The sequence below is a fragment of the Oscillatoria nigro-viridis PCC 7112 genome, from assembly GCF_000317475.1.
Taxonomy (GTDB): domain Bacteria; phylum Cyanobacteriota; class Cyanobacteriia; order Cyanobacteriales; family Microcoleaceae; genus Microcoleus; species Microcoleus nigroviridis.
Genome location: NC_019729.1, coordinates 2,139,337 through 2,160,114, shown reverse-complemented (window position 1 = coordinate 2,160,114; position 20,778 = coordinate 2,139,337). Strand labels below are relative to the sequence as shown.

General features: G+C 46.0%; 26 protein-coding genes. 15 read left to right on the top strand and 11 right to left on the bottom strand.

Going from position 1 to position 20,778, the window contains the following annotated elements; all coding sequences use genetic code 11:
* Window positions 1-4 precede the first annotated feature (4 nt).
* Window positions 5-610, bottom strand: a complete 606-nt coding sequence (locus tag OSC7112_RS09330; protein ID WP_015175669.1) for a DUF1517 domain-containing protein — start codon at window positions 608-610, stop codon at window positions 5-7.
* A 466-nt stretch (window positions 611-1,076) separates the two neighbouring features.
* Window positions 1,077-1,622: a hypothetical protein gene (locus OSC7112_RS09325; RefSeq protein WP_015175668.1), complete on the bottom strand. Its 546-nt coding sequence runs from the start codon at window positions 1,620-1,622 to the stop codon at window positions 1,077-1,079.
* A 357-nt stretch (window positions 1,623-1,979) separates the two neighbouring features.
* Here OSC7112_RS09325 and rfbB point away from each other — a divergent pair, with 357 nt between their 5' ends.
* From rfbB to hpsJ-A, 4 genes are all read left to right on the top strand, one after another.
* On the top strand, window positions 1,980-3,086 hold the full coding sequence (gene rfbB, locus OSC7112_RS09320; protein ID WP_015175667.1) for a dTDP-glucose 4,6-dehydratase: 1,107 nt from the start codon (window positions 1,980-1,982) through the stop codon (window positions 3,084-3,086).
* A 381-nt stretch (window positions 3,087-3,467) separates the two neighbouring features.
* On the top strand, window positions 3,468-4,319 hold the full coding sequence (gene crtA / locus OSC7112_RS09315) for a cyanoexosortase A (protein WP_015175666.1): 852 nt from the start codon (window positions 3,468-3,470) through the stop codon (window positions 4,317-4,319).
* On the top strand, window positions 4,319-4,987 hold the full coding sequence (locus OSC7112_RS09310) for a cyanoexosortase A system-associated protein (RefSeq protein ID WP_015175665.1): 669 nt from the start codon (window positions 4,319-4,321) through the stop codon (window positions 4,985-4,987). Before crtA ends, OSC7112_RS09310 begins: the two co-directional genes overlap by 1 nt.
* 178 nt (window positions 4,988-5,165) lie before the next feature.
* On the top strand, window positions 5,166-5,843 hold the full coding sequence (gene hpsJ-A, locus OSC7112_RS09305) for an HpsJ-like protein, cyanoexosortase A-associated (RefSeq protein ID WP_015175664.1): 678 nt from the start codon (window positions 5,166-5,168) through the stop codon (window positions 5,841-5,843).
* A 320-nt stretch (window positions 5,844-6,163) separates the two neighbouring features.
* Here hpsJ-A and OSC7112_RS09300 read toward each other — a convergent pair whose 3' ends face one another.
* Both OSC7112_RS09300 and rpaB read right to left on the bottom strand, forming a co-directional pair.
* The gene (locus OSC7112_RS09300; protein WP_015175663.1) at window positions 6,164-6,805 is read right to left on the bottom strand and encodes a cofactor assembly of complex C subunit B; all 642 of its coding nucleotides are present in this window, start codon (window positions 6,803-6,805) and stop codon (window positions 6,164-6,166) included.
* A 118-nt stretch (window positions 6,806-6,923) separates the two neighbouring features.
* Window positions 6,924-7,655: a response regulator transcription factor RpaB gene (gene rpaB / locus OSC7112_RS09295; RefSeq protein ID WP_071587789.1), complete on the bottom strand. Its 732-nt coding sequence runs from the start codon at window positions 7,653-7,655 to the stop codon at window positions 6,924-6,926.
* A gap of 165 nt (window positions 7,656-7,820) precedes the next feature.
* On the opposite strand from rpaB, the gene radA reads away from it, so the two are divergent.
* From radA to OSC7112_RS09250, 10 genes are all read left to right on the top strand, one after another.
* Window positions 7,821-9,377, top strand: a complete 1,557-nt coding sequence (gene radA, locus OSC7112_RS09290) for a DNA repair protein RadA (RefSeq protein WP_015175662.1) — start codon at window positions 7,821-7,823, stop codon at window positions 9,375-9,377.
* 42 nt (window positions 9,378-9,419) lie between these two features.
* Window positions 9,420-9,653 carry a type II toxin-antitoxin system Phd/YefM family antitoxin gene (locus OSC7112_RS09285; protein ID WP_015175661.1) on the top strand — a complete coding sequence of 78 codons (234 nt, stop codon included), beginning with the start codon at window positions 9,420-9,422 and terminating at the stop codon, window positions 9,651-9,653.
* 102 nt (window positions 9,654-9,755) lie between these two features.
* A complete protein-coding gene (locus OSC7112_RS09280; protein WP_015175660.1) occupies window positions 9,756-9,932 on the top strand; it encodes a hypothetical protein in 177 nt (58 codons plus the stop codon).
* An 87-nt stretch (window positions 9,933-10,019) separates the two neighbouring features.
* Window positions 10,020-10,259, top strand: a complete 240-nt coding sequence (locus OSC7112_RS09275) for a DUF2283 domain-containing protein (protein WP_015175659.1) — start codon at window positions 10,020-10,022, stop codon at window positions 10,257-10,259.
* 60 nt (window positions 10,260-10,319) lie between these two features.
* Complete coding sequence (locus OSC7112_RS09270) at window positions 10,320-11,135, top strand: WD40 repeat domain-containing protein (protein WP_051041501.1); 816 nt, start codon at window positions 10,320-10,322, stop codon at window positions 11,133-11,135.
* Window positions 11,117-11,269, top strand: a complete 153-nt coding sequence (locus tag OSC7112_RS42345; RefSeq protein ID WP_083888139.1) for a WD40 repeat domain-containing protein — start codon at window positions 11,117-11,119, stop codon at window positions 11,267-11,269. The genes OSC7112_RS09270 and OSC7112_RS42345 overlap by 19 nt, the downstream gene beginning before the upstream one ends.
* An 86-nt stretch (window positions 11,270-11,355) precedes the next feature.
* A complete protein-coding gene (locus OSC7112_RS09265; protein WP_015175658.1) occupies window positions 11,356-11,577 on the top strand; it encodes a hypothetical protein in 222 nt (73 codons plus the stop codon).
* Between the two features lie 3 nt (window positions 11,578-11,580).
* Window positions 11,581-11,910, top strand: coding sequence for a type II toxin-antitoxin system PemK/MazF family toxin (locus OSC7112_RS09260; RefSeq protein ID WP_015175657.1), 330 nt, complete (start codon window positions 11,581-11,583; stop codon window positions 11,908-11,910).
* 56 nt (window positions 11,911-11,966) lie between these two features.
* Window positions 11,967-12,821 carry a TIGR02587 family membrane protein gene (locus OSC7112_RS09255; protein WP_015175656.1) on the top strand — a complete coding sequence of 285 codons (855 nt, stop codon included), beginning with the start codon at window positions 11,967-11,969 and terminating at the stop codon, window positions 12,819-12,821.
* On the top strand, window positions 12,818-13,222 hold the full coding sequence (locus OSC7112_RS09250; RefSeq protein WP_015175655.1) for a TIGR02588 family protein: 405 nt from the start codon (window positions 12,818-12,820) through the stop codon (window positions 13,220-13,222). Before OSC7112_RS09255 ends, OSC7112_RS09250 begins: the two co-directional genes overlap by 4 nt.
* A 220-nt stretch (window positions 13,223-13,442) precedes the next feature.
* On the opposite strand, the gene OSC7112_RS09245 is transcribed toward OSC7112_RS09250, so the two are convergent.
* The 6 genes from OSC7112_RS09245 to OSC7112_RS09220 all read right to left on the bottom strand — a co-directional run bounded on the left by OSC7112_RS09245 (window position 13,443) and on the right by OSC7112_RS09220 (window position 17,401).
* Window positions 13,443-14,036, bottom strand: a complete 594-nt coding sequence (locus tag OSC7112_RS09245) for a CPBP family intramembrane glutamic endopeptidase (RefSeq protein WP_015175654.1) — start codon at window positions 14,034-14,036, stop codon at window positions 13,443-13,445.
* A gap of 46 nt (window positions 14,037-14,082) precedes the next feature.
* The gene (locus OSC7112_RS40875) at window positions 14,083-15,342 is read right to left on the bottom strand and encodes a DUF3326 domain-containing protein (protein WP_015175653.1); all 1,260 of its coding nucleotides are present in this window, start codon (window positions 15,340-15,342) and stop codon (window positions 14,083-14,085) included.
* On the bottom strand, window positions 15,339-15,530 hold the full coding sequence (locus OSC7112_RS09235) for a DUF8621 family protein (protein ID WP_015175652.1): 192 nt from the start codon (window positions 15,528-15,530) through the stop codon (window positions 15,339-15,341). Before OSC7112_RS09235 ends, OSC7112_RS40875 begins: the two co-directional genes overlap by 4 nt.
* A gap of 57 nt (window positions 15,531-15,587) precedes the next feature.
* On the bottom strand, window positions 15,588-15,905 hold the full coding sequence (locus tag OSC7112_RS09230; protein ID WP_015175651.1) for a 2Fe-2S iron-sulfur cluster-binding protein: 318 nt from the start codon (window positions 15,903-15,905) through the stop codon (window positions 15,588-15,590).
* A gap of 268 nt (window positions 15,906-16,173) precedes the next feature.
* Window positions 16,174-16,719 carry a Uma2 family endonuclease gene (locus OSC7112_RS09225; protein ID WP_015175650.1) on the bottom strand — a complete coding sequence of 182 codons (546 nt, stop codon included), beginning with the start codon at window positions 16,717-16,719 and terminating at the stop codon, window positions 16,174-16,176.
* A gap of 271 nt (window positions 16,720-16,990) precedes the next feature.
* Window positions 16,991-17,401: a hypothetical protein gene (locus OSC7112_RS09220; RefSeq protein ID WP_041622448.1), complete on the bottom strand. Its 411-nt coding sequence runs from the start codon at window positions 17,399-17,401 to the stop codon at window positions 16,991-16,993.
* A 598-nt stretch (window positions 17,402-17,999) separates the two neighbouring features.
* On the opposite strand from OSC7112_RS09220, the gene ltrA reads away from it, so the two are divergent.
* Window positions 18,000-19,817, top strand: a complete 1,818-nt coding sequence (gene ltrA / locus OSC7112_RS09215) for a group II intron reverse transcriptase/maturase (protein ID WP_015174099.1) — start codon at window positions 18,000-18,002, stop codon at window positions 19,815-19,817.
* A 43-nt stretch (window positions 19,818-19,860) separates the two neighbouring features.
* On the opposite strand, the gene OSC7112_RS09210 is transcribed toward ltrA, so the two are convergent.
* Window positions 19,861-20,748 carry a GTPase family protein gene (locus tag OSC7112_RS09210; protein WP_223300796.1) on the bottom strand — a complete coding sequence of 296 codons (888 nt, stop codon included), beginning with the start codon at window positions 20,746-20,748 and terminating at the stop codon, window positions 19,861-19,863.
* Window positions 20,749-20,778 lie beyond the last annotated feature (30 nt).

Sequence of the window (20,778 nt, the reverse complement as noted above, 5' to 3'; positions counted from 1 at the left end):
TTCCTTAAATGGGAATAAGTTCGGGGAAATTGACCAACACTTGGTCGTTGGTAAGTTCGTCTCCCAACTGTGCGGGAGAAAAGTGAACTTGCACAGCTCGGAGCCTTTCTTGGTAATGTAAATTAATCATTGCTTTTAAACCGACTTTCAGCGCGCTGATGTCAGCAAGGTCAGTTTCTAGGGCAGGAACTTCGCCTTCATAAGCAACTGTCAGCATCACTACGACATTTCTAGTTACCGGCAAAGACAAGGGGGAATTTTTATCGTAAACAGATGTGCTGTATTGAGGCTCGCTGAGATAGCGCTCGGCGGAATCCGTGAAAAGTTCATCCACATAATCGCCGGCTTCGCTTTCATTCCAAAAAACATCGCCTTCATTGGCTGCTGCTTGCCAGTAGTTGTCGTACTGCAACAGGTGATTGCAAATTTCTACAAGGCCTTCTCCTAAAACTGCTATGTCGCCATCGGCATCAATTGCTTGTCTGGCGGTGCGGTTGAGAACTCCTAACAGCGGTGCAACTTCTTCGCCTGTTAGGTGAACGAACACCCGGCAAACTGCCAATCTAGTTTTACCTGTAAATTGATTGAATCGATCGCGCCAAGCATTCATAATAACCTATAGTTGTAATCTGTAGGGCTATATTTCCCACCATAGCAGGGGAGTTGAACTCTTGCCGTCTACCCTCAGATTGATCTGAAGAGTATTTTTAGCGAGCGCCTCGGCAGCCTACTGTTTCGCTTTGACTCATCTAATTATATAGAAGTTTTCAATCGGATAAAATACAGTTGAAATACAGTAGGGAAACCGCACAGCCTTGTCCTGACGGAGAGCGGCAACTTTTAATAATTGGTATGAGATTGATGATTGTAGCAAGAGTTTTTTTAATTTATATTAATTCAGCGCTCGTTTGCTTAGCCGGAATATGATATTGTGTGCTATCGATTCATCTGTCTATTGTTTGCAGTGCTTCGCGATCGCAATGACAAGAAATTGTAGGGTAGATAATTTCTACTCAAAAAACCTCCAATCTTGGAAGATTGGAGGTGCGCTAAGCGAATACTTTGGTTTGAGATAACTATTTGACGATCGCGCTTTGGACTTGTTCGATCGCAATTTCAGAACTCAACTCGGCAACTGGCGAAACTGGCAAATCCAGCTCGCCGCCCGGAGCTTCTGGGTGTTCGCGAACGGCCGCAACCGCATCTGCTGACTCAGCTACAGCACCCGCCGGCGCCAAATCGAGCAACGCCGGAACTTCCAGGTGTTCGCGAACGGCTGCATCTGCGATCGGAGCGATCGGCTCTTCAAAAACTTCAAAATTATCTGTCATCGCAGCGCAAGCAGCAGAGGCGCGCTTGCCGGCACGGTAGCTCATGTAGGCCGCACCGCCACCCAAAACTCCAGCCAAACCGAGGAAACCCAGAGCTGCTGTTTTGTAGGATTTCCACGGATTCATGCGCTCCGAGCCGCCGGAACCGAGGAGGGTTGTCGCAGAACCAGATTTAGCCGCCCCAGATTTGCTGTAGGAACAGGGGAAAGCAGATGCAGCGTCACCTATGGCGATGCTGCTTGCGATCGCGACGACGGAAGCAATGCCAGCTAACACTTGAAACTTCTTCATTGTGTTCTGGAGATTGTAAAGGATAATTAAAAAATTAATGGTAACAGCTCTTTACAAATGTATCAACTCGGCGCGCCCTCCAAATCGCGGATCGATGGCAAAAGTCAGCTATAGCCTCACGCAATTCAAATTTAAAATTGCCAGCTCAAACATCTGGAATGGTTGCTCTGTAAGCGTTTTGGATAACAGAGCGGTAGAAGTTCAAGTTTTGTGAACCAATACTGCGATCGCGCCCAAATTACAAAATCTGAGGTGAGACAGTAGAAAATTTAGTTACAGAGCCGCAAACACTTGGTGACAAACTACTTTTAAGGCTACTTTTGTAAAGGCTTAGTTATTGGAATAACTCTTATTTTTATGACAGACAACGCGACTCAAGGCATGGAGCGATACCCTCGCCGATTGTTGGTGACGGGCGGGGCTGGATTTATCGGCTCGAATTTTGTGCATCACTGGTGCAGCAGCTATCCGGGCGATCGAGTAGTCGTACTCGACGCTTTAACCTACGCCGGAAACAGACAAACCCTGGCAAGTTTGGAAGGAGGCGAAAATTTTCGGTTTGTGCAGGGGGATATTTGCGATCGTAGCTTAGTCGATACCTTGCTCAAAGAAGAAAACATCACCACAGTCGCGCACTTTGCCGCAGAATCCCACGTTGACAGGTCAATTATCGGGCCCGCAGCCTTTGTTCAAACAAACGTTGTCGGAACCTTCACACTTTTAGAAGCCTTCCGCAAGCATTTTGAAGCAATTGATGAGGCATCTCTCAAAGCACAAATGCGCTTCCTCCACGTTTCTACCGACGAAGTTTACGGCAGTCTCGGTCCCGATGACCCGGCATTTACAGAAACAACTGCCTACTCGCCCAACAGTCCCTACTCAGCCTCCAAAGCTGGCAGCGACCACCTCGCCCGCGCCTATTTCCACACCTACGGCGTCCCGACAATTATCACCAACTGTTCCAACAATTACGGCCCCTATCACTTCCCAGAAAAGCTCATTCCGTTAATGTGCATCAATATGTTATTGGGCAAACCGCTGCCAGTATACGGCGACGGTCAAAACGTGCGAGATTGGCTCTACGTTCTCGACCACTGCCGCGCTTTAGATGCCGTTATTCACCGCGGCCAACCAGGGGAAACCTACAATGTTGGCGGTAACAACGAGGTAAAAAATCTCGATTTAGTCAAAATGCTGTGCCACCTAATGGACGAATTAGCTGAGGATTTACCCGCCCGTCCTTGCGAACAATTGATCGCATTTGTCAAAGACAGAGCCGGGCACGATCGGCGTTATGCTATTGATGCCACCAAAATTAAAACAGAGTTAGGTTGGACTCCCTCAGTAACAGTTGAAGAAGGTTTGCGACAGACTGTAGAATGGTACTTAGCCCATCGGGAGTGGTGGGAACCCCTGCTTTCGGAGGAATATCAAACTTACTACCGGAAAGTCTACTCTAACTAATCTACTCCTGGACGCACGGGCTACCAAAAACCAGAACCAGTAAGAAACGGGTTTTCCCGCTCAAGAGTGCGTCCAGAAAGGTTTCTGTCTTGCCTTCAAGCTTTACAACTCCAGCCGCAAAAACCCGGTTAGAGAAAGGAAAATTTTTAGTTGCGCGCGATCGATCCGAGTTAAAAAACCTGTTTTCTTTGGTCTTTGCTCCTAACTTCAGATTTAATTAGGTGCAGGTGACTATCACACATATTCGCCCTTGTCAATCTTTGTGAAGATTTAGTTAAAAATCACCCCAAACGCATAAATTTAAGTGTTTGTAGCTGATAATTTTAATAGAGTTACAAGATTCAGCATTTTAGAAGCTTTTAGTAAAAACACAAAGCAGCAATGACCGAAATCAACTGGCTCAAGCACGTCCAAGAACCTAAATACTGGCTGTTAGGCATCGCCTGCGGTTTGATTGCCCTACACCTAACTCTAACTTCCAGAACAAACGACACAGACCTGTTCGGTACAATGTTACTATTTTGGGGAGTCGTAGCATTTCTCATTTGGGAAAGGCACGAATCCTTAACTTTTGAAAGCGGAGTTTTCGCCAGCTTCTTTGGGACATCGTTAATTGCTTTAATATTGCTCAAAAGTTCGTCGATATCTGGATACGACTATTTTATAAGAGTTGTGCCGTTCTTATCTGGAATCAGTCTCGCATTGCTGGCTTCGGGAACAAAAGGACTGAAACAATATTGGCAGGAACTTCTAATTCTTGGCTATACAGCTATTCCTCCCGGATTGATCGGAGTATTCGTTGATGTCGCCCTATTAACAGCAAAATTTTCAGCTTTCCTCCTGCACTACCTAGGATTTGAAGTGGTGCGGAAAGGGGTTTTTCTAATCCTGGAAAAGGGCAGCGTGGAAGTTTATCACGGCTGTTCGGGGGTGAATGCGATGCTACAATTGTTAGGACTAGCTCTGGTTTTCTTACTGATGTTTCCTACCACTAAGGGTCAGAAAATAATATTGCCATTCGTGGCCGTAATTACTGCATTTCTAGTTAATGCCGCGCGAGTTGCTCTCCTGGCCGTGCTGGTATCGCTATCTCAACCCGAAGCATTTAAATACTGGCACGAAGGAAATGGTTCGGTAATATTTTCGATGATTGCTGTATTTATTTTCGGGTTATTCTGCTGGTTTGCAATTTTGAAAGACCAACCCCCAAATCAGGAAGGACAGAATTGCTAATGGCTATTACCTCTTGGAAACCAGTTAGGCTTTCCCTGTTGGCTGTTACTTTGGGAGGCGTTTTGTTGGTGGCCGGAAAATTGGTTTTCTATCCATCGGACGGCAAGAAGGTGGCAACCCCGTTTGAGTTTCCCGAGTCGGTGCCTCTAGCCGATTGGAAACTAAACAAGAGCGCGCCGATCGAACTTAGCGACAATTCAGAATTCAAAGCTGCCAGGAAATATGAATATCAAAAAAATAGCATGGCTCTAGAAATAGAGATGCGGTATGCGGTAAACACCATTGGGGATGTGGAAGGTATGATGAAAGGACATACTGTTCTCAAGTCGTATCCTGGTAAACTAGCATTGGCAAACACTCAAGGCGCGGGGTTTCACGGAATCTTGCAACAGCAAAATCGACTGTATTTGAGTTCGTGTATCAATCCTCGTGGCAGTGCTACAGTAACTTCCCAACAGTTTAGATATAATCGAAATACTCGCGATTGGCAGCCAAACCGTATTCTGTTTTGGTTGTTGGGTAGAGGAAATATTCAAGACCGGCGCTGTTTGTGGACTCAGATGTCTGTGCCTTTGGATAAAAAAACTCCAGAAGATGCCAAAAAAATTCTAGAGAATGCTTGGGTTTCTTGGTATGAGTGGTGGCAGCCGCGATTCCCCGATCCTTGACTCGATTCAGTCGATTTTAGCTTTTAGCTTTTAGATTTTAGATTTACTCCACAGGTGAATCTGGAAGCTTGAACAAGAGTCTAAAATTTTTGACTCTCTACGACTGTTGTCGGGAGCTGGTCTCCGTTATTGGGCGGGGTCAAGAGAGATTTTTCTTAACAACAACTCTGATTATTTTATGAATGACTTACAAGGCGAACAAGGTTTTTCTATCTACAGACTGCGTTGGATTGGCTACGGTCTATTAATTCTGTCTGTATTAGATGCGATTGCCGTTCTTATACCAGCCAATTTTGGCAATCGCCTCTGGGAATTGCAAACGATTGGGGCTGTAGTGGAACGGGTGCCAGTTCCTTTACTGGCAATGGCGCTGATATTTTTTGGAGAAGGGTACGACCGCAAAGGTTTGGAAGACGTTTTTTTGAAGGTTTTGTCTTGGGTTTGTCTGCTGCTGGCCCTGGTTTTTCTGTTGATGCTACCTTTGGGAATTTTTGGCGCTATCTACGTCAACAACCAAAACAACCAGCAAATTACTACTCAAGCAAACCAACAATTAGCTCAGTTGCAGCAGGTGGAAGATCGGCTAAAGAAGGGTAGTCCTGAAGATTTAAAGAATTTGGCGGGGGAACTTACTCGTTTGGGGGTACCAGCGGATACGCAAAACCCACAGCAATTGAAAGAGCAAATTCTTTCGAGAATTACTCCGGCTAAGGAACGGTTACAGACGCAAAGTGCTGCGGTTCAGTCAAATCAGCGCTTGGGGTTATTTAAAAATGCTATTAAGTGGCTGTTGGGCGCGCTGATTTCTAGTGTTTTGTTTTTTACACTGTGGCGCGGCACTGACTGGGCTCGGTAGTAGTGTTGAGTTTTGAGTTTTGAGTGGCGATTTGTGAGCTAGTAAGGTGCGCCTAGCGCACCCGGAGAGTCTTGTTGAGGACTAAGGTTAAGGTGCGCCCTGTACGCGCAGCCCGCGTCTTGGTGGTTAAGAAGAAAGAAGACCCTCAAACCCTTGAAATTTCGTTGGGGGGAATGAGGCAAATCCGTCGTTAGCGCAGCCCGCCCCTACGGGGGCTACGCCAACGAAGAGGATCGCACCTTGACAAGGCTGGCATTGTGAAATCCCAAATCCCAAATCTAAAATCCCAAATCCCAAATCCCAAATCTAAAATCTAAAATCTAAAATCGATTGAGGGTATTTTCTAGTTTGTCGGCAATGCCTTCAACCCAGTTTTCATCTTGTTTTGTATAGCTGCGGGGCGCGTTAGCACCTAAAATTAAAACGCCTTGGCTGCCGATCGGCTGACAGATAACTCCTTGAGTATTTTCTGGCAAATAGTCAAATTCTATTCGCCCAGGGTAAATATTGAGATTTACTAAATAAACTGGTTTATTTTTGTCTAACACTCGCTGCAAAATCGGCCCTGGTTTGACTTCGGGATTGATGCCTAAAATACCGCGCCGCAATAGGACTTTTCCCTGATACACAATTACGATCGACCTTGTGGCGGTATTTGTCAACAGCAAACGCGACGCCCAGGCTAGTTCTATTTTCACGGCCTCCGGCAAATCCGGCGCAAATTCAAAACCTTCTTCGCCGATCAGTTTTACGGAATCGGGCGATCGCGCTTGCACCTGCTGCCACAGCAAACCTGTTAAAATCAGCAAAGCGCTGACAATTACTCCCAAAGCGTCCGATCGAGCTTGAGAATCTGTAATTTGCTCTGTCAGCAAGCGGTTGACCATTAGCAGCGTACCTGCTAGCCCTCCTGCAACTAAGGGCAATTGTCGCAAAACTTTATTGGGATCGGATTTAGTCATTAGTCATTAGTCATTAGTCAGCAGTCATTAGTCATTAGTCATTAGTCATTGGTAATTGGTAATTGGTAGTTGGTAATTTAACTCATGCCAACTGCCAACTGCCAACTGCCAACTGACTTTATCCTACTTCTCCAATTTCGACAATTCGCTGGAAGAGATAGCCTGTGCCGCGGGCGGTGAGAATTAATTCGGGATTGCTGGGGTCGTCTTCCAACTTTGCCCTAAGCCGCGAGATGTGAACGTCTACTACGCGGGTGTCTACGTGGCGTTCTGGCGTGTATCCCCACACTTCCTGCAAAATTTCCGATCGCGAAAAAGGCTCTCCAGAACGGCTCACAAGCAGTTCTAACAGGCTGAATTCCATGCCCGTGAGCCGAATTCGTTCGTCGCCTTTGTAAACTTGGCGCTTGTTGGTGTCAATTCTAATATTGGTGACGTGGATAACTCCGGAACTGGGAATTCCCGATGCGCCGTTTTTGTCAACCCTCCGCAGTACCGAACGGATGCGGGCTTCAAGTTCTTTGGGAGAGAAAGGTTTGACGACGTAATCGTCGGCGCCCAATTCTAAACCGGTGATGCGATCGGCTACGTCTCCCAAAGCGGTTAGCATGATGATGGGTACGTCTGACTCTTTACGCAACTCCTGACAGACGCCGTAACCGTCTAGCTTCGGCATCATCACGTCCAAAACCACTAAGTCGGGTTCGGTGTTGCGAAACGTTTCGAGAGCTTCTTCGCCGTCAGCAGCGGTGACGACATCGTAGCCAATCATGGAAAGGCGAGTCTCCAGAATGCGGCGGATACTGGCTTCGTCATCGACTACCAGAATTTTTTCTTTATGGTTTTCCAAGTTACCGAGCACTCCTTAAGTTACATTTCAGATAATGTTATTTTTTTGTACCCTATCATAGAAGACACAAATTGAATCATGGGCGGCGATCGGTCTGAAAGCTTGATAATTGCTTTAACTCAGACTTTTCTAAATGTTAGGGTAACTATTTATCTATAGTAAACAATGCCTAAGCCTCGAATACAATATATTTGTCGGGAATGCGGGTATGATTCACCACAATATTTTGGCAGGTGTCCTAGCTGTCAGAAGTGGGATTCTTTTGACGAGCAGTTAGAACAACCTACTGTTGGTGTATCGCGGGCTGGTTTAACTGGGGTGACAACTAAGACAGCGGGCGGTTCGCCCCCTGATAAGTCGAAGGGTCAACCGAGGGTATCTTTTAGATTATCGCAGATTGCTGACCAAACTCAGTCTCGCTGGCCTTCTGGTTTCGGAGAGCTCGATCGAGTTTTGGGAGGTGGAATTGTTCCGGGCTCGCTGGTTTTGATTGGCGGGGAACCGGGAATCGGGAAATCGACTCTGCTGTTGCAGGTGGCGAATATGTTGGCGCGCAAGGATAGAATACTCTATGTGAGTGCGGAGGAGTCCGGTCAGCAGGTGAAGTTGCGATCGCAGCGTTTGGGTGTGGCTAATCCGGTTGAATTGTCAAGCAACGGCGGGCATAAATCTGGCACTAACGGGGAAGCTAAAAAGGATTCGGAGGACAATTCAGCGGAGAATTTCTATTTGCTTCCCGAGACGGATTTAGAGGTTGTTTTGCGGGAGTTGGAAGCGCTGAAACCAAATGTGGCGGTGATTGACAGCATCCAAACTATTTATTTTGCTAGTTTAACATCGGCTCCGGGTTCGGTGGCTCAGGTGCGGGAATGTACGTCTGCTTTGATGCAGGTTGCGAAAAGGGAAAATATTACTTTATTTATTGTCGGTCACGTTACGAAGGATGGAGCTTTGGCGGGGCCGCGGGTTTTGGAGCATTTGGTAGATACTGTACTTTATTTTGAGGGCGATCGCTTTGCTTCTCACCGGCTTTTGCGATCGATGAAAAATCGTTTTGGTGCGACTCACGAAATCGGTGTTTTTGAAATGGTAGCACACGGTTTGCGAGAAGTAGATAATCCGTCTGAGTTGTTTTTAGGCAATAAAGATGAGTTTTCGCCCGGTACTTCGACGACTGTTGCTTGCGAAGGAACTCGACCGATTTTAGTAGAAATTCAGGCGTTAGTCAGCCCTGCGAGTTTTGGTTCGCCGCGCCGTTCTACTACTGGTGTGGACAATTCTAGATTGCAGCAAATTTTGGCGGTTTTGGAGAAAAGGGTGGGGATTCCTTTATCTAAGTTGGATACGATTGTCGCGTCGGTGGGCGGGTTGAAGGTGGAGGAACCGACGGCGGATTTGGCAGTTGCGATCGCCGTTGTGGCCAGTTTTCGCGATCGGGTGGTTGATGCGCGCACAGTTTTGCTCGGAGAAGTGGGTTTGGGAGGACAGGTGCGGCCGGTCTCCCAATTAGAATTGCGGCTGAGGGAAGCAGCGAAATTGGGTTTCAAAAGGGCGATTATTCCGAAGAATCAACCCGTACCAGATTTGGGAATGCAGATTATTCCGGTGGCGAAGGTAATCGATGCAATTATTGCGGCGATTCCTGCTACACCGGCTCAGTTGCAGTCTGGCGATCTGGAGTTGCAGTCGGTTGATTTGGAGGAAGAGGATTTGTTTAATTGAGTTAGAAGGGTGATGTTATAAATTCATAGTAATGAGGCAGGAATGATGTATCAACTAGACATTATTGAGCGAAAAGAAAAGCTTGTGGAATTAATCGCTGCGGCGATGAGAGACGAAGAAATGGCGATTACTCAAGATAACCAGCCCGTTGTAAAATTGGTAGGAATACCCAAACAAGCTAAACCCAATCGGCAAGCAGGAAGTGCGAAAGGAATGGTTTGGATGTCCGATGATTTTGACGAACCGCTAGAAGAGTTTAAGGAGTACATGGAATGAGGTTGTTGTTGGACACTCATGCCTTTATTTTGATGCTTATGTGCGGCTGGGGTGAATTAAGTTAGTGCAAAAATAAAGAGGCAAAAAGGAGGTAATAGCAACGTGAGCGTTAGATTACATCCCCATGCTCAAGCACGATTGATTGAGCGAGGTGCAACTGAGGCAGAAGTAATTGCTACTGTTGAAAGTGGCACAACTTTTCCGGCTCAATTTGGCAGAACCGGATTTAGGCGCAACTTTTCCTTCAATGCTGAGTGGCAGGAAAAGTTTATGCTATGAAGAAAGTAGAGGCGATCGCAGCCCCAGAAGGCGAAGACTGGATGATTATCACTGTAATTGTCAAATTCTTTTGAGCAGGAGGTTCCCGTGAAACTGACTTACGATCCGAGATACAACGTAGCTTATATATACCTGCAAGAAAAAACCGTACAGGTAAACACTATCCAGGTTAGCGAGCAAATGAATGTGGATGTTGCCCCAGACGGTACTATTTATGGAATTGAATTACTCAATGTCAATCAACAATTAGGGGCGGATAGTCAAGGAAAACTGATTGTTGTCAACGAAGCTTTAGGAGAGTCTTCCGAGATTCAGCTTCCACTTTAATGGCATTGAAAACAATCAGTAAAAATGTGGTTGCTGGATGAATGCTAGGAGTAATATCAAATGCTTCAAACTAACTGGCAATGCGTACACACCCTTCACGGACATTCATGTTCGGTAACTTCTGTTGTCATCACTCCAGACGGACAGACTGTAGTTAGCGGAAGTTCTGATAGCACAATTAAGCTGTGGAACCTCAACACAGGGCAAGAACTTCACACTTTATCAGGACATTCACATGGAGTTACATCCATTGCCCTCGCCCCTGATGGACAAACTCTTGCTAGCTGCAGTAAGGACAAAACTATCAAACTGTGGAATCTCAGCACTAAAGAGGAAATTTACACGATCGCCGGACATTCAGACATAATTACTTCTGTGGCGATCGACCCCGACGGGAAGACTCTGGCAAGTGCCAGTGAAGACACAACTATCAAACTTTGGAACGTTAGCAATGGAGAAGAAATTCGGACTTTAAAGTGGCCAGTCGAAGTATATTATGGTTTTGATATTTTATTCAGTCCTGACGGAAATATTCTACTCAGTAGCAATGCAGATGATTATGTTTCTCTAAGTGCAGTAGCTTTTAATTTAACCACTGGAGATGAAATCTGGACAAAGAATTGGCAGGAGGGGAGGGACTGTGTTAATGCCCTGGCTGTCCGCCCTGATGGAGCAACTTTTGCTACCTTAGACTGTGCCGGAACTATCAAGTTGTGGAATCTTGATACAGGAACAGAAATTTATACTCTTGCGGAAAATTCAATGGGAAGCTTCTGCTTAGCTGTTAGCCGTGATGGTAAAATTATCGCAACTGGTGGAAGCGATTGTGAGAACGCTATGATAGTGAACCCGGAACGATCGAACTTTGGAATCTAGAGGCTAGAGAGAAGATTTGCACTCTTTTAGGACACACATGGGGAGTTTACTCTGTGGCTTTTAGCCCCGATGGGCAGACTCTGGTTAGTGGGAGTGATGACAAAACTATCAAGATTTGGCAAAGAGATTTATAATCGTAGGAGTTTTTTTATAATAACTCAAGGAATTAGAAAGTACATCACAAACTGAATAATGTTGTAAAAAAATCGACCTAAAAATTATGAAAGCATACGAGTTTCCCGCAAAAGTCACAGATGAAGGGAAAATAGAATTTCCCGATACCCTCTTAAAATACTTGGCAGCTAACCAACAAGTCAGAGTTATTGTTCTGGTGCAAGAACCAACTGACACAGAAGAGGAAAACGCTGCTTGGCAGATCCTTGCTGCTGAGCAATTATTGGCTGGCTACAGCGAGGAAGATGCTATCTACGACAATATTTGAAATATGCCAAATTATCAATCAGGAGAAGTTCTCTTACTGGCACTACCTTTTGCCGACGTAACAACATCAAAACTCCGTCCTGTGCTGGTACTTTTGGATGCAGGAGATGAAGATATTGTTGTTGCACGAGTGACAAGTCAAACAACTAGGACTGTTTTTGATGTTGAGATTGTAGAATGGGAGCAGGCAGGTTTGTTGCGTTCGTCAGTGGTTCGGCTGCATAAAGTGAACACAATAGAAAAGCGTTTGGTCAATCGTCGATTGGGAATTTTAACCGCTAGCGACTGGACGCAAGTTAGAGAAAGAATACAACAAATATGGTATTCTATTTGAGCTGGTTTAAAAAAATATTTACTTGCCCAATTTTTGAGGTGCGTTTTCACTAAAAAATGAACAAATCAAAAAGACGCAAAAATCAGTGGTCCAATGAACTAAACGACCTCATTCGAGGCGCATCTGGCGGGTTTTTGTTCGGAATTCCGCTGCTTTATACGATGGAAGTTTGGTGGATCGGTTCGCATACTAAACCAGCGGAAATGTCGATCGCGATCGCAACTACTTTTCTCGTCGTTTTCTTGTTGACTCGCACGGAAGGTTTTCGCAAAACTCAAGACATCCGCTGGCTAGAGGCTGCAATCGATACCGTAGAAGCGATGGCTATCGGCATTGTCTGCGCGGCTTTTGTCCTGTTTTTGCTCAGGGAAATTACGCCGGAGACTCCGCTGCAAGAAACTTTGGGGAAAATCATCTTTGAAGGTCTGCCGTTTGCCTTGGGAGTAGCCCTGGCAAACGGTTTCTTGAGCGGCGATCGCTATCAAAGCTCAGACAGCGAAAAGGAACCTACCATTAATGCAACTCTAGCAGATATCGGCGCTACTTTAATCGGCGCGACGATCGTTGCTTTCAACATCGCCCCAACTGACGAAATTCCCATGCTAGCGGCAGGTATTTCGCCACCTAGGCAATTAGCAATTATCGCCGCTTCGCTGCTAATTTCCTACGGTATTGTATTTATCGCCGGCTTTACTTATCAAGCAAAACGGCAGCAGCAGCAAGGGATTTTTCAGCGTCCCATCAGCGAAACTGTCATGGCCTATTTAGTGTCGCTGGCGGCTTCTGCATTTATGATGTTTTTCTTCCACAAACTCAGTTTGGACGACCCGTGGTCGATTTGGTTGAACTATACGTTAGTATTGGGATTGCCGGCGGCTGTTGGCGGCGCGGCGGGGAGGTTGGCGGTATGAGTGAAAGTAATAACGAACAGCAAAAAAAAAGAACTCCTGCTGAATGGGTGGCATTTGCGATCGCCTGTTCGATCCTTTCTATCCTCATCGGACTCGTACTCTACAACTGGATGACTAAAAAGCAGGAACCTCCGGTTATTTCTGTCACTCGGAACACGCCTGTTCGCGAAACTCAAGGGCAATTTTACGTGCCGTTTGCAGTAACTAATACGGGCGGCGAAACAGCCGAATCAGTGCAAATTATTGCCGAACTGCGCGTCAACGGTGAAGTTGTAGAATCCGGCGACCAACAAATTGATTTTTTGTCAAGCGGCGAAACTCAAGAAGGAGCTTTTATCTTCAGCCGCGATCCGCGTCAAGGTGAGTTGATTGTGCGATCGAGCAGTTACAAACTGCCTTAACACAGATAAAAATCGGCGGTTAAAACCTTTTCACCTCTGTGAACTCTTTCTCTTCCTACCCTACCCTTCACCGAACCCCTGCGGGGAACGGGAACGGCTTCGCCGAACGCGCCCTTAGCGTCTTCTCGGTTCGTTCAATCTCAAAACCCCCTTGCGCGTTGGTATTTATTGCTATAGTTCGCGCAGGCGGGATTTCAATCGCTTTGGAATTGCGATCGAGCTAACGCTTCACCGCATTCTGTTCCCACTTCCAAACACAGCTAGAAATCAAATTTGTACAAATATGAGCCGTAATTGGCACTAACAAATTTCCAGTAGTTAAAACACTGTAACCCAACAGCAATCCAACAGCCGTTGCCCAAACAGCATAAGGCCACTGATCCATGCCTCCCAAGTGCAGGATGCCGAAACAAAAACTCGATAAAACTAAACCGGTAACATTCAATCCCAAAGCAGACAGCATCACGCCTCGAAATAGCAATTCTTCGCTAAGTCCCGGCAGCAGTCCCAGCCAAATTAAATCCGGCCAAAACAAAGGTTTAAGCACTACTTCCAAGTAAATGTCTGCACTCCGGCGATAACCCGGCCAGAGGCGATAAACGATCGCACTGCCGCCTGTAATTGCCAGTCCGAGCGCACATCCTTTGAGCAAGTCCATTCCTATCAATTTGACTGGCAAAAGCGATACCGATCCAAATACCAACCACAATTTAGCTACCGCCAGCAACATAATTGCTGTCACGCCCATTGCTACTAAAACTTGGGTGCGCGTCAAGGGATCAATTTCACGATTTCTGGGAAGTTTTTCTGCCACTTAATCACTTTTAGATTTGAGGTTTGAGATTTTAGATTTGTTGGGTTTAGTCAGACAAACAACGCAGGGAGGAGATGTCTGCACCCAAGGAAGCTGGACTGATGCCGGCTCGCAAAGCGACCAAAACTCCGATCGCCTCTAAATATGAGTTTACCTGCAAAGCTTTGATTCCGAGTTTTTCTGGAGTCGCCTGCATCTGGGTTTTGTTGTCGCCCACAGCGATGATTTGTACCGACGATCGCGCGCTCAAACTCAGAATAGCGCTGCCGCCGCACGCTGTGGCGGGTATCACCACCGCATCGACTCGATCGGCCCACAAACCCTGGGACTCGAAATCTCGCCTGTTTGCATAGAATTTCTCTCTTGTGGGGTGGGCATCTTGCCCGCCCCATACCTGGGTGCGGGCATCTTGCCCGCCCCATACCTGTGACAGGCAAGATGCCTGTCCCACAGTAGGAGTGACAAACTGTGACAGGCAAGATGCCTGTCCCACAGTAGGAGTGACAAATTGTGACAGGCAAGATGCCTGTCCCACAGTAGGAGTGACAAATTGGGGAGCTTTGCCCAGGCCGGCAAGGACGCAAGGTAGGAAAGTATAGCCGATTTCCTCAGCAGCCGATCGCGGGGACAGGTGCGGATCGAGGGGAAGCGCAGACAGGGCGGGGGCGTGGGCGCAGGGGATTTTAAACGTCCTGACGATGAGGTGGCTGATGAGGGCTTCCGCGCCGGCGAGGGGGTCAACTCCTTTGCCGCGGCGGTAGTTTTCTAGGGCGAGGCTGCCTTCATCGTCGGGAAATCTCGCCACAACTGCGATCGCCTCTACTCTTGCTTGTTCGATCAATTTTTCCGCAGCGCGCAATAAACTGTCGGGATTGCCGATCGTCCCCCAGGATGCCCCTGATTCAGAAATACGCAATTCTACTTGCAGCGGGCGATCGGTTAAAACACAATCAGTTATATTCAAGCCCAATGTAGCTCTCGCTGCATCAGCCGCTTGCAAGTGCCGCAACTGCAAGTCTGGTTCGATCGCGGAATCTAGGATTAAGCCGATGCGATTTTGATGTACTGGTTGCAGTCCCCAGCATCCGGCAGCAAATTTGTCAAGGGCGTAACCTTCAACGTAGAGAGCGTTAGGTATCGGCCAATAAAGTTGAGCGCCGTTGAGGACGTTGGGGTGAGTGATCAGGGTGTCTGAAATTTGGGCGATCGCCCTAGCCACGGGCAGGGCATCTCCTGCAAACCCACCGATCGAGGCTCCAACGCCTGTGGGGACTATCAAAACCACTGTCAAAGGGCGCCGGTTCACGGTGTTGCGGGGGATGCTTCCACGAGCACGTAGCCTTCTACCACAGCCTTTTGCCGATCGACATCCACGTCTGTGACTGCCCACCGCAGGGGTTCGCCGTACTTTTGCAGTTCAATTTCAATAGCCGAGTGCAGTTGCTCGGCTGTCTCGTGGAGGTCAACTTCTGCGGAAATGAAATGGGTAGTCATCTGGCGATCCATAATGGTTTTACCGCTAGCGGTACTTAGGTCAATTTTAGCTTAGTCCTAAGATTTACCGAATTGGCGATCGTACACAATGTCTTCTTTTTCTGTTTCTATCTTCAAGTTCGATCGGGGATAAGCAACGCACAGCAACACATAACCTTCTGCCTGAAGTTCGGGACTAACGCCCATGCCATCAACTTGATCGACTTGACCCTCAATAATTTTAGCAGCGCAAGTAGTACAAACCCCCGCATTGCATGAACTCGGCAACTCAATGCCGGCGGCGTTGGCGGCGCGGAGAATTTGTTTATCTTCGGGTACTTCTAAGGTATAGGTAGAGCCTTGGTGGATCAATTCAACAGTGTAAGTCTTAGACATATTTCAATTATTGGTTTTAATTCCCCGATTGGAATTTACGCTAGATTTGGAAACAAAGCACTAAGTATTTTACCGCTGTTTGTACTTTTGTGCAATTTTACAACGGCATTTTTTATTGATAATTTTTTTTATTAATTGGCTGGGCGAGCGATGGCGTCCCGCCCTCGCCCGTGCTACGGCATTTTGTCAATGACTTTTTCACAAATTATTACAAACCTCACGGCGGAACTGTGCCACAAAGCACTTATACCTAATTAATTTTTTGCCTTCAAGCCAACAACTCATCAACCGCAACACTAAAACCCGGTAGCACTAGCTGAGTGCTGACTGTAGAACCCAAGTTAAAAGTTAACTTTTGAGTTTGAGTCATTATCAATATCCAGCGACTTTCTGGAAAAACAATCCAAGCTTCCAGACAACCCGAATCTAAATATTCTTGTGCTTTCAGAAAAATCTCTTCCGCAATATCAGTAGGAGAAACTATTTCTGCAATTAACGGCGGGCTTTGAGGCAAAGTAGGAACATCGCCATATTGAGCAACAAGTTCAGCAGTCAGATAAGCTACATCAGGACGGCGCACTCGCCTGTCTGTACGACAAGGAACTTCTGTATAAACTTCGCCGCCTTGTCCGCTAGATATCTTATAACTTCTCCAAGAATAATCGAGTTTGGATTGGATTCGACTGTGTTTTACTGTCATGCCATTTTTATCCACAATTTGCCCGTCCACCCATTCCATATCGTCCGGGGGATTAGCCATAAAGTCTTCTAGAGAAACATTTTCTGATAAAACAGCAGCAATTACCATAGCCATTTACTCTCTTTTGCAGAATTCACTCATATTGTAGCAATCAATTGGTAATTAATTGGTAATTAATTGGTAATTGGGAATTGGGAATAAGTTGATTGGAACTGAAATATTGTACCATTTTCAGCAACAGGCAAGATGCCTGTTCCACAATAAAATCCATATCTTTGTGGAACAGGCATCTTGCCTGTTCATAAAAGGCTTATTGAGAATGGTGCAATATCTCAGTTGGAGTAAAAAAATAACCCATACCCAATGCCCTATGCCCATTCCCCATTTACTCAATATTAATTTGATTCGGCGGCTTAGGTTGATTCTGTTTGTCATCCTTCAAAGTTTTGCGCCCCGAAGTCGCATAATCCTTATAAAAATCCACAAACATTTTGGTTAACTGCTGCAAAGAAAGTTGTTCCCCATTAATTTGAGATTTCATATAAGCTTTAAGCACTTCAATGTAAGCCAAACCGAGGGCAAGCGTGAGAGTTGCTGCCGTTGCACCGGAGATAGCACCGCCGACAACTGTACCCGCACCAGGAATCATTTTAATCAAATTAGTCACAATACTTCTGCCGACAGCAGTAACCCCGCCAGCGCCGCTAATAGCCGACAGCATCGCCGAAATAAAGTGCGATTCGTTCAGTCGAAACCGAGAAATTGGGGGATGACTGGCTTCTACAGGGTAATCCATGAGGATTGAGTTCGCACTTTAATCCCTTGTAGATGACAACTTCATAACCTTGCAGGTGAGCGTTAGTATCCTAGAAAACGATAAGTCCTGCCCCTCAGACGTAGAGGTGAAAGCATATCTCCCACTGTAGAGACTAGCCATCAATCGGTGAAGCGGAGATAAAAGCGGAAAGAGCCACTAGCCTAAAAGTGGTATCCCGTGAGCAAGTTCCTACGGATAGCAAATGCGAAGTCACTGCCTGAATCACCGTTACGGCGAACCAGCGAAATAAGGCTTTATGCGCTGGTAGTCCCAAAAGGGCATTAGTACAGGGTGGTATGAGAATTTTGCCCGACATACCTACGTTACCCAAAAACTCGGTGAAGAGGTGACATCCTAACGGAACAGACCAATGGTTATGAGGAACGAAGTAACCCACCTGATTACTCTCGAAGAGGTCGAATACTTCGAGCAGTCAGCTAAGACGAAACATCTGGACTTCCAGGTAACAGGTGGTAGAGATTGAGTCAAAAGCCAACGCCTCACTGCAATGGTGAGGATATGCTAACGGACTTACGGTAATACGGATGGTATAGCTACAAGTAGCAATGAATATGTTATGAACACGGTAGAAAAACCGATGTATGAATGGAACGATATCAACTGGCGAAAGCTAGAGCGTAACGTTTTTAAATTGCAAAAGCGGATATATCAAGCGTCTAATCGTGGTGATGTCAAGCTAGTACGCAGACTCCAGAAACTGTTGATAAGTTCTTGGGCAGCAAAAGCATTATCGGTTCGTCGGGTAACACAAGATAATCAAGGAAAGAAGACGGCAGGCGTGGACGGTGTTAAATCGCTGACCCCAAAGCAACGTCTCGCACTGATAGATAAAATATCATTGGGTTCAAAGGTTAAGCCAACACGCCGAGTTTGGATACCCAAACCAGGGACAGATGAGGAAAGACCGTTAGGCATACCGACAATGGAAGACCGAGCCTTGCAAGCGTTAGTCAAACTGGTGTTAGAACCAGAATGGGAAGCGCGATTTGAACCTAACTCATACGGGTTCAGACCAGGACGCTCGTGCCACGATGCAATAGGAGCAATATTCAGTGCGGTAAGTCAGAAATCAAAATATGTGCTGGATGCCGATATCAGTAAATGCTTCGACCGCATTAACCATGATGTACTTCTCTCAAAATTAAATACCTATCCTACCCTACGGAGACAAATCCGGGCTTGGTTAAAAGCTGGTGTTATGGATGGAAACAAGCTGTTCCCAACTGATGAAGGGACACCACAGGGCGGGGTGATTTCACCTCTACTTGCCAATGTCGCCTTACATGGGATTGAGGAATTGATTATGGGTTTAGCCCCAAAATTCGAGATGAGAGACTCTCGTGGTCATACTTATGGATTACGAGACAAAATCAAATCGATTTCACTGATACGATATGCGGACGATTTCGTAGTTCTCCATGAGGATGTAGAAGTTGTGAAGCTGTGTAAGGTTGAGATAGAGAAGTGGTTAAGTGACATTGGGTTAGAATTAAAGCCGAGTAAAACAAGATTAGCCCACACCCTGAATAAACTAGATGATGAAAAACCTGGATTTAACTTTCTAGGATTCAACATCAGGCAGTTTCCAGTAGGAAAACACAACTCAAGTAAGGGAACTAGAGGCACTTTATTGGGCTTTAAAACTATTATCAGCCCTAGCAAGGAAAGTCAGAAAAGGCACTACAGAAAAGTTGCGGAAGTAATAAATAAATCGCGTGGGTTAAACCAAGCGACTTTAATAAAAAATCTCAATCCTATCATTAGGGGTTGGTGTAACTACTTCTCAACAGTCGTCAGCAAGAAAATATTTGATAGGCTGTGGCACTTAGTGGTTTGGAAGCTTCTCAAATGGGGTCGCCATCGTCATAGGAACAAGGGCAGAGGATGGACACGCCTTAAATACTTCAAAACCGTAGAAGGCAATAACTGGGTGTTCGCAACCGGAGAGGGTAACAATCCTCTAAAGCTCATACAACATAGTTCCACTGAAATAAAGCGCTATGTAAAAGTAAAAGGGATGGCATCACCCTATGACGGTGACTGGATATATTGGAGTTCAAGAATGGGAGTACACCCAGAAATACCCGTAAGAGTAGCCAAACTACTCAAGCGACAAAAAGGGAAATGCGCTCACTGCGATAACTACTTCAAAGATGGAGATTCGATAGAGGTTGACCACATCGCCCCCAAATCGAAAGGTGGAAAGGAATCGTATGATAATTGGCAGCTACTCCATCGACATTGCCACGACACAAAGACTGCCAATGATGGCAGTCTTGGTAACAAATCTAGCTGCAAAAGTGCTAAACCTAAGCCACCAGTGGAACCAAGCCTTTGGGCTTGGGAAAACGATATGTTGGTAATGACGTACTGATGACAACAGCCGTTTTATTGAGGAGCGGAATGATGGGAAACTATCACGTTCCGTTTTGGAGAGCAGTGGAGGAGGCGACTCCTTCACTGACTTTAATCCCCTTATCAAAGGGCATTCCAAAAATCACAGTAATATTAGCAATCATTGCCGTTTGCATGGTCATCAAAATCGGCGCATCAGCAAAGGGTACAGGAGTCGCACCGACAATTGCAGAACCTGCAACATAAGCACTTAGATACTTAAATGCCATATCAGCTTTGAGCGCAATATTTGCAATTTGTTCTTTAACAAAAGCTTTTTTAGCTACTTCCGGCAGCAGTTGAAAAGTTGCATCTACCAACTTATCTAAACCGTGAGATTTTACTGTATAATCCTCATCTATTTCTTCCGGTTCAGCCATCACAGGGATGATTTGACTGACTGGCAAATTCATGTGTTCCAGTTGCTTGAAAAACTCGCTCTGCTTTTTAGATGTCGTCTGAGTCAGCACTAAAAGAACTGGTACATCTTTGACTTCCATTTCTTTTAGCCAGCTTTCCTCGACAGATTCTATTCTATTGGCGCTGTGATTGATGCAGTACCAGATGACGTGAATGTGTTCTTTGGGGTGCAGGAGTCTTTGGTCTTCAATTAGTTTAGCAACGTTTAATTGAATAACTTTAATTTGTTCGGCATTGAGTTCGAGTCCGGGAGTATCGTAGACTGTAATTGGGCAATTCGGTTTGGTATATTGGCGAATGCCTTGAGTGATGGGGCGGCCGACTCCGGTTTCTGCTAAGCGCTGGCGAAAAACGGAATTTATCAGGGTACTTTTGCCGACGCCGGTTTTGCCGATGACTAAAACATTGCACTGTCCCACTTGGTTTTCTGCGTCTTTGAAGGCGTAGTAACTTGTATTTAAAAGCTCGTCTAAGGAAAAATCGTCTGACATGGCGGTTTGCTCCGATAAGGGTGGGATATT